At 68.9% G+C, this 13,144-nt stretch carries 11 protein-coding genes and 1 pseudogene; 8 read left to right on the forward strand and 4 right to left on the reverse strand.

From position 1 onward, the window contains the following. The first annotated feature begins 146 nt into the window (after nt 1-146). From ACIOMQ_RS11215 to ACIOMQ_RS11245, 7 genes are all read left to right on the forward strand, one after another. Nucleotides 147-3,848: a S8 family serine peptidase gene (locus tag ACIOMQ_RS11215; protein WP_402188681.1), complete on the forward strand. Its 3,702-nt coding sequence runs from the start codon at nt 147-149 to the stop codon at nt 3,846-3,848. A 240-nt stretch (nt 3,849-4,088) separates the two neighbouring features. Next, a complete protein-coding gene (locus ACIOMQ_RS11220; protein ID WP_402188683.1) occupies nt 4,089-4,364 on the forward strand; it encodes a hypothetical protein in 276 nt (91 codons plus the stop codon). A 106-nt stretch (nt 4,365-4,470) separates the two neighbouring features. Then, nucleotides 4,471-5,424, forward strand: coding sequence for a sensor histidine kinase (locus ACIOMQ_RS11225; RefSeq protein ID WP_401758001.1), 954 nt, complete (start codon nt 4,471-4,473; stop codon nt 5,422-5,424). Nucleotides 5,425-5,561: 137 nt separating this feature from the next. Beyond that, nucleotides 5,562-6,086, forward strand: coding sequence for a hypothetical protein (locus tag ACIOMQ_RS11230; RefSeq protein WP_402188685.1), 525 nt, complete (start codon nt 5,562-5,564; stop codon nt 6,084-6,086). Nucleotides 6,087-6,193: 107 nt separating this feature from the next. Next, on the forward strand, nt 6,194-7,300 hold the full coding sequence (locus ACIOMQ_RS11235) for a sensor histidine kinase (protein WP_401263774.1): 1,107 nt from the start codon (nt 6,194-6,196) through the stop codon (nt 7,298-7,300). Next, on the forward strand, nt 7,297-7,962 hold the full coding sequence (locus ACIOMQ_RS11240; protein WP_362201850.1) for a response regulator transcription factor: 666 nt from the start codon (nt 7,297-7,299) through the stop codon (nt 7,960-7,962). Before ACIOMQ_RS11235 ends, ACIOMQ_RS11240 begins: the two co-directional genes overlap by 4 nt. Nucleotides 7,963-8,398: 436 nt before the next feature. Then, nucleotides 8,399-9,250 (forward strand): IS630 family transposase, encoded by an 852-nt coding sequence (locus tag ACIOMQ_RS11245; RefSeq protein ID WP_402188687.1) that lies wholly within the window; start codon nt 8,399-8,401, stop codon nt 9,248-9,250. A gap of 109 nt (nt 9,251-9,359) precedes the next feature. Here ACIOMQ_RS11245 and ACIOMQ_RS11250 read toward each other — a convergent pair whose 3' ends face one another. Continuing rightward, nucleotides 9,360-9,596: a hypothetical protein gene (locus ACIOMQ_RS11250; protein WP_401263621.1), complete on the reverse strand. Its 237-nt coding sequence runs from the start codon at nt 9,594-9,596 to the stop codon at nt 9,360-9,362. 335 nt (nt 9,597-9,931) lie between these two features. Here ACIOMQ_RS11250 and ACIOMQ_RS11255 point away from each other — a divergent pair. Beyond that, nucleotides 9,932-10,639 (forward strand): annotated as a pseudogene (locus ACIOMQ_RS11255) (Tn3 family transposase); the annotation flags it as partial. Nucleotides 10,640-10,802: 163 nt separating this feature from the next. Here ACIOMQ_RS11255 and ACIOMQ_RS11260 read toward each other — a convergent pair. Genes ACIOMQ_RS11260 through ACIOMQ_RS11270 form a run of 3 tightly spaced genes read right to left on the reverse strand, consistent with a single transcriptional unit; the run spans nt 10,803 to nt 13,077 of the window. Continuing rightward, nucleotides 10,803-12,227 (reverse strand): MFS transporter, encoded by a 1,425-nt coding sequence (locus tag ACIOMQ_RS11260; RefSeq protein WP_402188689.1) that lies wholly within the window; start codon nt 12,225-12,227, stop codon nt 10,803-10,805. A 38-nt stretch (nt 12,228-12,265) separates the two neighbouring features. Then, complete coding sequence (locus ACIOMQ_RS11265; RefSeq protein WP_362201859.1) at nt 12,266-12,727, reverse strand: SRPBCC family protein; 462 nt, start codon at nt 12,725-12,727, stop codon at nt 12,266-12,268. Then, nucleotides 12,724-13,077: a metalloregulator ArsR/SmtB family transcription factor gene (locus tag ACIOMQ_RS11270; protein ID WP_362201862.1), complete on the reverse strand. Its 354-nt coding sequence runs from the start codon at nt 13,075-13,077 to the stop codon at nt 12,724-12,726. Before ACIOMQ_RS11270 ends, ACIOMQ_RS11265 begins: the two co-directional genes overlap by 4 nt. Nucleotides 13,078-13,144: the final 67 nt, after the last annotated feature.

Genomic DNA, 13,144 nt, shown 5'->3' on the forward strand with positions numbered 1-13,144 from the left:
CATCCGACTTCGATATGCGCGAAGTGTCGGCGAGCGGACATGTCACTTCTTCGACAGGCGCGGCCGTAGCGTCGGTGCCCCTTCCTGCCGAGGCTTGACCCGCCGGTCGCGGAACCCTCCCTGCCGGCGGAAGGAGAACGTTCAGCATGCGTTTCAGGCGAAGAGCCGCACTGCTCAGCTTCACCTTGGCGACCACCATGGCCACCACCTTGGCCGGCGGCGGCCTGGTGTACGGTGCCACCCCCGCACCGAAGACCGGGGAGGACGCGGTAACCACCCCGTCCCAAGCAGAAGTCCGCACCGCGAAGGTCACCCTCGTCACCGGAGACCAGGTGACGGTGGCCACGAGGGCGAGCAAGACCCTCGCCGTCAACATCACCCCGTACCACCGCAGTGCGGCCGAGCTGCGGACGTACACCGTCGGCACCGATGTGTACGTGATCCCGCGCGACGTCGAAGCGCTGGTGCACAACGGCCAGGTGGACAGCCGGCTGTTCAACGTCACCCAGCTCATCGCCCAGGGGTACGACGATGCCCACCACGCGTCGACCCCGATGATCGTGCGCTACGCGTCCGGCGCCAAGGACACCGCACCCGGCGGAGCCCGCCTCACACGGAAACTCCCCGGCGTACGCGGAGCCGCCGTCAGCGCCGACAAACGCAAGGGCGCCGCGTTCTGGGAGGCCGTCGACGACGATAGCGCCCGCGCAGGTACCCCCAAGGCCCGCCTGTCGGGGGGCGTCCAGCGCCTCTGGCTGGACGGGCAGGTCAAGGCGCTGCTCGACAGGAGCGTCCCGCAGATCGGCGCCCCGGAGGCGTGGAAGGACGGTTTCGACGGCACAGGCGTGAAGGTCGCGGTGCTGGACACCGGTGTCGACGCCACCCACCCCGACCTCGCCGACCGCATCGTGGAAAGCCGCAGCTTCGTCCCCGGCGAGACGGCGCGCGACGGCCATGGCCACGGCACCCACGTCGCCTCCACCATCCTGGGAAGCGGAGCCGCCTCCGGCGGGAAGTACCGGGGCGTGGCACCGGGCGCCGGGCTGATCGTGGGCAAGGTGCTCAACGACGCCGGCAGCGGCTCGGAATCCTCGATCATCGAAGGGATGGACTGGGCCGCGCACTCGGGGGCGAAGGTCATCTCCATGAGCCTGGGCGGCTCGGAAGGCGCCGACGGCACTGACCCCATGTCGATGGCGGTCAACGAACTGACGGCGCAGACCGGCGTGCTGTTCACCATCGCGGCGGGCAACAGCGGCCCCGCGGCGACGTCCGTCGGTTCACCCGGAGCCGCCGACGCGGCCCTGACGGTCGGCGCCGTGGACTCCACCGACGCGGTCGCCGACTTCTCCAGCCGGGGCCCACGAGGCGGTAACGGCGGGCTCAAGCCGGAGATCACCGCGCCGGGCTCGCGGATCGTTGCCGCCCGCGCCGCCGGCACGACGATGGGCACACCGGTGGACGGCTCGTACACCACCGCGAGTGGCACCTCCATGGCCACGCCGCACGTGGCCGGCGCCGCCGCGATCCTCGTGCAGCGCCACCCCGACTGGACGCCGGCCCGATTGAAGAGCCAGCTGATCAGTACGGCCAAGACCACCGCCGCCACCTCCGTCTACGCCCAGGGCGCCGGTCGCGTGGACGTGGCACGCGCACTCCGGCAGCCCGTATCGGCCAGCGGCACGGCCGACTTCGGACTGCGGGACTGGGACGCCACCGCCCCGGTCGGGAAGAAGATCGAGTACGTCAACGACGGCGACCAGCCGGTCACCCTCGCCCTGAAGGTCGAGAACGCGGGCGAGGAACTGCCGGCCGGAGTGCTCAGCCTGGGAGCCGACTCGGTGACCGTGCCGGCGCACGGCACCGCCGAGGTCGGCCTCACCCTCAACACCGTCGGCGTGACGACCGGATCCCACGGCGCGCACGTCACCGCGGTCTCCGCCGACGGGCGGACGGCGGCAGTGACGGCGGTCGGCTTCGGCCGGGACGTACAGCGCTTCGACGTTACGCTGAAGGTGCTCGACCGCGACGGCAAGCCGACGAGCGGCATCGCCGCGGTCACCGCCTGGCAGCTGGACCGCTACGAACTGCCCGAGACGTACCCGGTCGCAGCGGACGGGACCGTCGTGGTGCGGGTACCGCGCGGCGAGCACGCCTTCATCTCGGAGATCTTCCACTACAACTCCGACTTGAGCCGGCTTGAGGAGTACACCTACGCCGCCCAGCCGGGCACGATGATCGACTCCGATCGGACCTTCACCCTGGACGGCGCCAAGGCCGGCCCGGTCACCATGACCACCTCCCGGCCGACGGAGACCAACCGCGCCCGCATCGGTCTGAACTTCCAGGCCGTGGACAGTGACCTCGTCCACGACCGCGAGACGTGGCTGGACGGCAAGACGGCCGTGTACTCCATCCCGTCGCAGACCGCGAACGAGCGCTTCGAATCGCGCGTCGGCTGGTCGCTCGGCGCACCCGCACTCGACGCCCGCCTCGTCGGGCACGGCAACCGGACCCTGGACGCGTCCTACTTCGAGGGCTGGACGGGCTCCGCACGTATCGACGGCACCCGCGTCCTGCGCGTGGCGAAGGCCGGAGAGGACGTCCGGGGCAAGCTCGCCCTGGTGAAGCGGAGCGCCGAGCGCACGGTGGGAGAGCAGGTCGACGACGCCGCGAGCGCCGGTGCGCTCGCCATCCTCATCTACAACGACATCCCCGAGAACTGGCTCACAGGCAACTGGGGCCCGACGGCCACCAAGATCCCGGCGATGACCCTCTCCGGCACCCAGGGCGAGAAGCTGGCGGCCCTGGACAACGCCGTGATCAGGATCTCCGGTACGGCGGTGAGCCCGTACTCCTACGAGCTGCTGAAGTACCGCAAGGGCGGCATCCCCGCCGACCAGCGCTACCGGGTACGCAACGAGGAACTGGCCACCGTGGACTCCTCGTTCCACGCCTCGACGCCGGCCACCGAAGGCGGATACGCCCGGCTGACGCGCTCGCCGATGCAGCCGACGGCGTACTTCGGCTTCGACCGGGTGGTCCTGCCGCGCTCCCGGACCGAGTACGTCTCCGCGGACGTGCCCACCTGGGAAGCGGTGAAGGCAGGTCCTGTGTGGACGTCGGACGGCTCCTGGAAGCTGACGAACACCTCGACGCTCAAGGCCGGACAGCGCGTGCACCGCGACTGGAACAAGGCCGTGGTACGCACCGCGCTGCCGGACGCACAGTCCAACTCGGCCGTTCGGCAGGGCGATGTCGGTGTGGTGGCGTCGGGCGGTCTGCTCGACACCGCGCCGGACCAGTCCTTCTCCGCCGAAGCCGGCAGCGACAAGGCGCTGTCCACCGTCTACCGGGACGGCCAGCTCCTCGGCAGCATCCGTTCGGCGCCCGTCGCCTTCCCGATGACGGCACAGCGCGCTGAATACCGCGTGGTCACCGACGTGCAGCGGGACGCCCCCGGCTGGACGACCTCCACCAAGGTGCGCACCGACTGGCGCTTCCACTCCGAGCGGAAGGAAGAACTGACCCTGCTCCCCGTCCTGTCGGTCGACTACCGACTCGACGTCGACCAGGCCAACAGCGCCCGGCCGCACTCCACCACCCGCATCGGACTGGGCGTGCGCTACCCCAAGGGCCTGAATGGTCTGAAGCTCGCCGGGGCGAAGCTGTGGGCCTCGTACGACGACGGCACCAGCTGGCGGCAGGTCCGCCTCGACGGCGGCCTCAAGGGCACGATCGGCAACCCCGCGAACGCGGGCTTCGTGTCGCTGCGCGTGCAGGCCACCGATGCCGATGGCAACACCATCGAGCAGACGGTGACCCGCGCCTACCAGATCCGCCGCTGACCGATGCCGGGGCGCCTGCACCGCAGGCGCCCCGGCGTGCGCGCCCAGCAGCGATGCCCTGCCGCTGGTGGTTCCGTCGGCGTTGACTACGGTGAGCCCGGACGTCCCTTCCCCACCGACGCGGCAACGTCGGCCTTGCTGACGCCGTCCGGATCACGGTCTCCACCCTCCGCCGCAAGCTCGCGAACCGCCCCTGCTGCGCACCCTCACCGGTGCTGGTTACTACCTGGCGCCTGCCCGATGAGCCGGGGCCGCCCAAGGGACACCCTCCGTACCCGGCTGACCCTCGCCTACGGGGCCCTCTTCGCCGTGGTCGCCATGACCCTGGTGGCGCTGCTGTACGGGTTCATGATGCACGTCCCGATCTACAGCGAGAATCCGGTCACGGCGGGTATCCCGGCGAGAGGCCGGAGCCCGGCGGGCCAGTCGGCGCAGAGCGGGGTGCCTGCCCCCGGGAGCGGCGCCGTCTCCCCGGACTGCGGCAGTCCCCCCGTCGCTGGCCGACCGCGCCCGTGAGCTGGCCGACAGGGTGACGAAACCGGACGAGGGTATCTCCCGCCTCAAAACATGCCTGCGGTCCGCCGCGAACGGCGACGGGTCCGACAGCTGGGTACAGTCGTTGGTGGTCTTCGCCGAGGACGACTTCCTGCAAGCGCTACTGCTCTTCAGCGTCGTGGTCCTCGCCGTCCTGCTACTGATCGCCCTGTTCCTCGGCTGGCTCGTGGCCGGACGCATGCTGGCTCCGCTGCAACAGGTCACCACCACCGCCCGGGGCATCGCCGGGTCCACTCTGCACGAACGCATCACGCTCGGCGGCCCGAAGGACGAGATCCGGGAGCTCGCCGACACCTTCAACGACATGCTGGGACGGCTCGACCGCACCTTCGAGGCCCAACGCCGGTTCGCCTCCAACGCCTCGCACGAACTGAAGACACCGCTCACCGGCATGCGAGCCCTCCTGCAGGTGGCGCTGGCCGCCCCGGAGGAACACCGGCTCCAGGACATCGGCCCCAAGCTGCTCACCCTCACCACGCGGTCGGCCGAGATCCTCAACGCGCTGCTGACCCTGGCGCGCGCCGATCAAGGAGGTGTCGCGATGGAGGACGTCGAGCTGGACGACGTGGCCCGGGAGGTCACCGTCCAGACACGGGCGCAGGCGGACGATCTCGGTGTGGAGGTCACCGTCACCTGCGCCCGTGCGGAGGTCAGGGGTGACCGGGTGCTGCTTCGCCAGCTGACGGGCAACCTCGTGGAGAACGCGATCCGGCACAACCACCGGGGCGGAACCGCGCGGGTGTGCGTGGAGGAACGGACGGAGGAGGGCGTCGCCAGGTTCGTGGTGAGCAACACCGGGCGGCGGTTCAGCAAGGAGGAGACGGACCGGATGCGGGAACCGTTCCACCGCCTCGACACCCGGCAGGCCGGGCAGTCCGGCCGGGTCGCCGGACACGGCCTCGGCCTGGCCGTCGCCGAATCCATCGCCCGCGCGCACGCTGGCACCCTGCGGATCACACCGCTGGAGAACGGCGGCCTGGAGACCTGTGTCGAGCTGCCGCTGACCACCGCCGGCTCCTGATTCCGTTGCTGCTGGCGTTCTCCTCGGTGTCGTGTCGCCCGGCAGGTGGGGTGGACATCGGGGGGTGGTTGAACTCCACCCCCGATTCCACCCATAGGTCCAGGTGCTGTGAGCCTCATCGCAGCAGTCTTGAGGGCATGACAACGACCGAGTGGATCACCGATGTCGCCCTCATCCTCGTCGTCTTCCGGCAACTGCGGGAAGGCCGACTCGACCTGAAATCGTTCCTGATCCCGCTGGGGATCGTGACCTTCGTGGCCTACTCGTACCTGGACACCATTCCTACCGAGGGCAACGACCTGGTGCTGATCGGGGTCCTGATGAGCGTGGGTGCTGTGCTCGGCGTCGCCGGCGGCATCTACACCCGGATCCGGGCTGTTGGCGAGCACGTCCTCATCAAGGCCGGTGCGGTGTCGGCGATCCTGTGGGTATTGGGCATGGGGGCGCGGATGGGTTTCCAGATGTGGATGGAGCACAGCGGTGGCGCCGACGACGTCGCCCGGTTCAGCAGCACTCACCACATCACCAGCGGCCAGGCCTGGGTAGCGGCGTTCGTGTTGATGGCACTCACCGAAGTGGTCACGCGGCTGGCCACGATCTTCATACGTAGCCGGACCCGGATGGTGACCCGCCCCGTGCCCGTCTTCGACCGTACGGCCTGACCGTGCGTTATGTTTTGCCCGTGTCCGCAACCGAGAGCGCCCCGCCCCCTGGCAAGGCCGTGGCCCAGGGGGCGGGCCCGCGGCCGGTTCCTGGACAGGACCCGCGTGTGCAGTGGGTGCTGAGCCTTGCGGTCATCGTCGTCGGAATCCTGACGATCCGGCCCATGGGCTTCAGCGGCCGGGGTCTGGCCGTCGCCGCCCTCTTCGTGATCAACTCTGCGACACTGATGGCTCGGCGCCTGCCTGAGAACAAGGTTCCCAAGCACCTCGCTGTCGTCTGGCTGACCCTCGGCATCGTCGCGGCGGCCGCCCTGATCGGCGTCAGCCGCAGCGGAACGAGTTACCTTTTCGCCTTCTTCCTCGCCGGTCACGCCGGATACCGGCTCGAGACCAAGCCGGCCCTCGTTCTCGCGGGGATCTGCAGTCTGCTCTGCGGCGGTGTCCTGTACTTCCGCCTCGGGCCGGGGCACCACCTGTTGCCCTGGGCACTCGGTCTCGCCACCGGCGTTCCGGTCCTGGTCGGCATCGTCAACCGCAGCCAGCGCCGGGCCGTACTGGCGGCGTTCGCGGCGGCCGAGTCGGCCGAACGCGCCGCCCGGGCCGAGGCCCAGACCGCCGTGCTGACCGAGCGCAGCCGGATCGCCCGGGACGTGCACGACGTTCTGGCGCACTCGCTGGCCGGGATCAACATGCAGTTGGAACTGGCCGATGCACTGATCGACACCGGTGACCTGGAGAAGGTCCGGGAGGCCAACAACAAGGCCCACGGCCTGGTCAAAGAGAGCCTGAAACAGGCGCAGTGGACCGTGCACGCGCTGCGCGAGGACTCGCTGCCACTGCTGGAGAGCCTGACCGCGATGCTCGAATCGTCGGGCCGCCGTGACGTTCTCACCGTCACCGGGACCGTCCGTGAGGTGCCGGCCCAAGTGACCCAGAATCTGCTGCGGATCGCCCAGGAGGCGCTGACCAACGCCGCTCGGCACGCTCCCGGGGGAGATATCGGCGTGGAGCTGACGTTCGCCGCCTCGTCGACCACACTGAGGATCTGCAACCGCCCCGCCACTCGTGAGGTGAACGCGGATGTCGGCAGCGGGATGGGGTTGATCGGAATGCGCGAACGCGTCGCTCTGCTGGGCGGAACCGTCACCGCGGGCCCGGTCACCGAGGGGCCGGATCAGGGCGGCTGGCAAGTGGAGGCAGTGATCCCGGGATGAGTGAACCGACCGAGAAGCCGCAGCGGTTGAGGGTGGTCGTCGCCGACGATCAGGCCGCCGTCCGGGAGCCGCTCGCCGCGGTGCTCGGGCTGTCCGAGGACATCGACGTCGTCGCGGCCGCCGCGGACGGAAGCGAGGTGCTGGCGGCTGTTGCCGCCGGGCCGGTGGACGTCGTGCTGATGGACCTGCGAATGCCCGTGATGGACGGGATCGAGACAACCCGTCGGCTGGACGAGGAGTACCCGGAGGTGGCGGTGGTCGTGCTGACCACCTTCGCCGACGACGACTCGATCCTGGGCGCGCTGAGCGCAGGGGCCCGCGGTTACCTGACCAAGAACGCGGGACGCCAGGACATCACCCGGGCGATCCGGGCCGCTGCCGCCGGTCAGTCCGTGCTCGACCGCGAGGTCCAGGACCGGCTGCTCGCCACCGTCAGGACCAGGACGCCGGTGCTGGGACAGGCCCTGCCCGAGGACCTCACACCCCGCGAACGCGAGGTACTCACGCTGATCGGCCAGGGCCTGCCCAACCGGGGCATCGCCGAGAAGCTCTTCATCAGCGAGGCCACAGTCAAGACCCACATCAACAACCTGTTCGCCAAAGCGGGGATCCGCGACCGAGCCGACGCCATCCGTCGCGCCATCGAGGCAGGCATGGCCTGACCTGCCGGAGACACCGCAGCCGACGTGCACCGGGCAGCAGTGCTGCCCCTCACACCGGGGCCCGCGCCACTCCAGAGAGTGCGGGCCCCGGCGACACCCGGCGGAGGGAGCCGACGGTGGTGCCAGGCCCGAAGCCCACACCCTTCCCCGGCTGACAGGTGTTGCGCCCTCCGGCGAAGCCGATACTGGCCCAGCAGCGGCCCGGCCGTGACGCCGCCTGCCGGAAGTGGATTCCGCGGCATCGCGACCGCGAGCACCGCTCCCGCATCAGCGCGTACGCGAGGTCGGCGAACATGCCGGCCATGGCGGAGCAGTGGCGGGAAAACTGCCAGTCGCCCAGTGGGAGCAGGGCCAGCGGCGCCGTTCGACACCGCAGGCGTGGGCCCTGCGGTGTCGGATCATCCTGGCCTGCGTCCACGGTGCCTCGAACAAGGACGTGGCTGCTCAACTCGGGTCCACGCCTCATGCGGTGGGCCGCTGGCGGGCCCGGTTCGTGCAGTATCGAATCGCCGGGCTGGGTGATATGCCGCGTCCGGGTGGCCCGCGGACAGTGACGGACGAGCAGGTGGCCGCGCTGGTCGCCAGAACGCTGGAGTCCACGCCGAAGAACTCAACCCACTGGTCGACGCGTTCGATGGCGAAGGAACCGGGCTTGTCGCAGTCGACCGTGTCGCGGATCTGGCGGGCGTTCGGCCTGCAACCGCACCGCTCGGAGACGTTCAGGCTGTCGACGGATCCGTACTTCATCGACAAGGTCCACGACGTCGTCGGCCTCTACCTGGACCCGCCTGAGGGAGCTTTGGTGTTCTGCGTCGGCGAGAAGTCGCAGATCCAGGCCCTGGACCGCTCTCAGCCGGTGCTGCCGATGATGCCCGGGGTTCCGCAGCGGACCACCCACGACTACGTACGCGCCGGCACCACCACCCTGTTCGCCGCTCTGGCGGTCGCCACCGGCAAGGTGATCGGTTCCCTGCCCCGCCGCCACCGCGCCGAGGAGTTCAAGAAGTTCCTCATCAAGCTCGACAAGGAAGTCCCGGTCGGCCTGAAGGCTGCCCCATCACAGGACAGCCATCAGCCTCCCAGAACCCACCGGGCCACCGCGATCGCACTGAGCATCAGCGGCGGCGCCAGCCACCAGGGGCCCATCGCGCGCCGAACCGTGGGAGGGACGACCGTGACGAGCAGTCCGAGGCCGCTGACCACGATGGCGAGAAAACACATCAGTGTGATCGCACCGTACGCGTCCTGGTCCCAGCTCCCCGAAGGGCGAGTGATCAGCGCCGTATAGCAACAGAATGCTGCGATCGCATAGAGGAGTGTCAGCGGTACAGCCATGACCCGTCGAAGGCAGCCGCTGTCGTCCCCGGGCGCACGTGTGGTTTCGAACTGGTCGGACATCAGCGCAGTGCTTTCCTGGCGTTATCGAGGTCGTTGTTGAATCCCCGGCCGTACGCCTGGGCCTTGTCGCCTTCCCAGTAGGGCCCACCGTTGTACCGCGCGGCAAGTTCTTGGTACTGGGCGGACGTCATCTCCTCTGCGGGCACGTTGGCGAACTCACTCTCCGCTTTGAGTTGCGCCAGGTATTCGGACGCGATGAAGATGTTCTGCCCGGGGTCCTGGAGGGATTCCTCCACGACGGCGCGCTGGTGTTCGGTCAGGTTGTCCGGATCTTAACCGAGCACTTCAGCACCACGTCGGACCCGGATCGCGATGGGTCCGGAGGAAGTCTCGTCGGGGCTACCACCGAGACGACCCGGCAGATTCTCCGGTGAGACAGGGATCAGCCCCCAGGGTGCGTCGGCCTGCTCACGGATCGTGTCGACCACGTCGTCCGCGTACCCCGGCCGGCCTGCGATCTCCTGCCATGCGATGCCCGCGACCATGTCCGGAGGCAGTGCGGAGTTCTTCGCCGCAGCCTGGATGATCTCCTTGTTCGCCGCGATCCACTCCTTTTTCTCCTGGTCCGAGGGGCTACCGCTTCTCCCCGCGTTTCAAGGACCTTCAGGACCAGCGGTTCCGGAAGGCCCAGATGCCCGGCGCCGAGACGGTGGGCGGGTACGGGCCGCTGGAGGCCATCGCGCGCAACAAGGTGAAAGTGAAGAAGGTGCTCACCGCGTGGCCGGACATGCTGCGGGTGGCCGGCTCTCTGGTCACCAGCCAGGTCCGCGCCTATGACCTGCTGCGGATGTTCGGCCGCGAGGGCCACCCGACCCCGCTGGGGCAGGCGTTCGCCGAGTACGGGCGCATCGCCAAGACCCTGCACCTGCTCGCCGTCGTCGACCCGGTCGACGACACCTATCGCCGCCAGATGCACAAGCAGCTCACCGTCCAGGAGTCCCGCCACAAGCTCGCCCGCGACATCTGCCACGGCAAGAAGGGCACCATCCACCAGGCTTACCGGGACGGAATGGTAGATCAACTAGGGTCACTGGGACTGGTTTTGAACGCGGTAGTTCTCTGGACGACACGCTACATCGACGCCGCCGTCGCCCAGCTGCGCGCCGAGGGCCACGGCATCAGGGACGAGGACATCGCCCGGCTGTCCCCGCTCAAGCACAAGAATCTGAACTGCCTGGGCCGCTACAACTTCACCGCCTCCCAGCCCGTCGATGGCCTGCGGCCCCTGCGCGACCCGGACGCCGTCGACCTCGACGATGACGGCGGAGAGGAGGAGTGAGCCGGGTGCCGTCCGCACCCGCAGCAACACCGAGGACCTCGGCACAGGGGGCGCAGGGGTGCGCTGGTGAGGCTGGGGCCTTGTCGCCGGATTCGGGTCCGGCCCTCCGTGGAATGCGGAACAGGAATCACGCCAGGAGCGAGCCAAGGGTGTGTCCCGTAGATCAAGGTGAGGTCGACGGTGCCCTGGTAGATACGTTCTCGCTTGCGTCTGCCGACACACTGCGGGATAGGCCGGATCGCTTGCCGAGGAGCGTCAACGCGGTGATCAAGGCGAGAGCGGCGAAGACGCCGGCTGCCCCAAACGCGGCATGCTGCCCGGTGGTGAGTGCGAGCGGTGTCGGACCACCGATCGCGGACGTGCGGGCGGCAGCGACGCTGGTGCAGATGGCAGTGCCGAGGGCGGTGCCGACGGCGAAGGAGGTGTCGGCGAGGCCGGCGGCCAGGCCTGAGTCCTTTTCGGTGACGCCGGTCAGCGCGGCGATCTGTGCGCATACCGTGACGGCGCCCATTCCCGCCCCGAACAAGAACAGGGCCGCCGGCAGAAGACTCATCGGGCCACCGGCCGGTATGCGGGTGAGCAGCAGGCAGCCACAACCGAGCAGGACGGTCCCGGCGGCAGCTACCCGCCCCAGGCTGAGCCTGGGCACGATCCGTTGGCTCAGCAGGGCGCCTGCGGCCGCGGTGACGGTCATCACCGCGGCCGCCAGCCCGAACTGCGCCGCCGGCCAGCCGAGCACCTGCTGCACGAAAGAGGTGAGGGTGACGAGCATGCCGTCGACGGTCATGCCGGCGATGAGCAGGAGGAGGTTGCCGCCGATCAGCATGCGCGAGCGCAGCGACTGAAGGGAAACGAGCGGGGCCACCGATCGCTTCTCGATCAGGATGAACATCCAGACCAGCACGGCCACGGCGGCCAGTAGCCCGATGCTCTGCCCATTCGCCCACCCGGATGTCGGCACCCGGGTGATCACGTATACGAGCAGAACGAGTGCCGGGGCAATGGTCAGCGCACCAGGGATATCGAAGGAACGGGAGCGTGCTCGGCCCCGGCTTTCGCGCAGCATGGCGGGGGCGAGCACCAGCACGAGAGTCCCGACCGGGACGTTGACCCAGAACACCCACTGCCAGCCGAAGATATCGGTGATGATGCCGCCCAGTAGTAGACCGGCGGTGGCGCCGAACCCGCCGAGGCCGCCCCAGATACCGAGCGCCCTGTTCCGCTCGATCCCTTCGGGGAAAGTGTTCATGACCATCGACAACGCGGCCGGAGCGATGATCGCGGCCGAGACGCCCTGCACCGCCCGGGCGGCCACCAGGGCCTGGATGGATGGAGCGAGCCCGCACGCCAGCGAGGCCACGACCCGCAGCACCATCCCGGCGATGAACACACGCCGACGGCCCAGCAGATCCGCAGCGCGGCCGCATAACAACAGCAGCCCGCTGAAGGCCAGCGCGTAGGCCGTCACGGTCCATTGGACGGCAGGACCGTGCAGGCGAAGGTGGCCTTCGATCGCGGGCAGAGCGGCGAGCAGGCTGGTGCCGTCCAGAATCGTCATGAAGAACGCCGTGCCCAGCAGCGCCAGCACCCGCCAACGGCGGGTCTGCGAAAGGTTGCTCGTGGTCATCACTGTTGCTCGATGCTTCGCAGCAGTTCGGCGGCGAGCGCGTCAAGCCACTTGCCGGTGCCCTGCTTCCGCCAGCTTGGTTCTTCGCGGCCGTCGAGGAAGGTGCTCTGCTCGGTGAGTAGCAGCCGGGTGCCACCCCCCTCAGGGTGGAACTCCACCGTCGTCAGCGACACTGTCGCAAGTTCTTGCCCCTCGGACAGAGTGGAGGTGTAGACGATCCGCTCGTCCTGGACGATGTCGCGGTACCAGGACTCGAAAGTCAGCACTGGCCCACCGCCAGAGCGGCCGCGGTTGACCTCCCGCCCACCGACGCGGAAATCAAGCTCGTGCTCGGCGTCGGGGCCGGCGAACCAGCGGGCCTTTGCTTCGGGGGCGGCCCACGCGGCGAACACTGTGGCCGGTGAGGCCGCGTAGAGGCGTTCGAGGGTGAACGTGGCATGCGTGACCACGTGATCGGTCATTGTGCGCTCCCTTGATCTGGGCTGTCGCAGTGTTCGGTCAGGTAGTCGCCGAGGCGATCGAGGCGGTGTTCCCAGACAGTGCGCTGCGCAGCGATCCAGTCCTCGGCCATGCGCAGCACACCCGGTTCGATGTGGCAGGTGCGTACCCTTCCGGCTTTCTCAGACCGGACCAGTCCGCACGCCTCCAGTACCTGTAGGTGCTGCATCACCGCTGGCAGCGACATGGCCAGCGGCCGGGCCAGCTCACTGACCGAGGCAGGCCCGCGGATCAACCGCTCAACGATGTCCCGGCGAGTCGCGTCCGCCAGCGCTTGGAACACCCGGTCCAACGAACCAGCTTGGTTAAGCATGTGCCTAACTATTCGATGCCGACAGCGAATAGTCAAGCATTTGGTTAACTTTTCTTCCGTCGGCGTT

This window comes from Streptomyces sp. NPDC087845 (assembly GCF_044742755.1).
In the GTDB taxonomy this organism is placed as follows: domain Bacteria; phylum Actinomycetota; class Actinomycetes; order Streptomycetales; family Streptomycetaceae; genus Streptomyces.

What these genes read in the sequence shown, in the direction of transcription:
- ACIOMQ_RS11215 (WP_402188681.1), top strand. Translation starts at nt 147, where the DNA reads ATGCGTTTCAGGCGAAGAGCCGCACTGCTCAGCTTCACCTTGGCGACC.
- ACIOMQ_RS11220 (WP_402188683.1), top strand. Translation starts at nt 4,089, where the DNA reads ATGAGCCGGGGCCGCCCAAGGGACACCCTCCGTACCCGGCTGACCCTC.
- ACIOMQ_RS11230 (WP_402188685.1), top strand. Translation starts at nt 5,562, where the DNA reads ATGACAACGACCGAGTGGATCACCGATGTCGCCCTCATCCTCGTCGTC.
- ACIOMQ_RS11240 (WP_362201850.1), top strand. Translation starts at nt 7,297, where the DNA reads ATGAGTGAACCGACCGAGAAGCCGCAGCGGTTGAGGGTGGTCGTCGCC.
- ACIOMQ_RS11265 (WP_362201859.1), bottom strand. Translation starts at nt 12,727, where the DNA reads ATGACCGATCACGTGGTCACGCATGCCACGTTCACCCTCGAACGCCTC.
- ACIOMQ_RS11270 (WP_362201862.1), bottom strand. Translation starts at nt 13,077, where the DNA reads ATGCTTAACCAAGCTGGTTCGTTGGACCGGGTGTTCCAAGCGCTGGCG.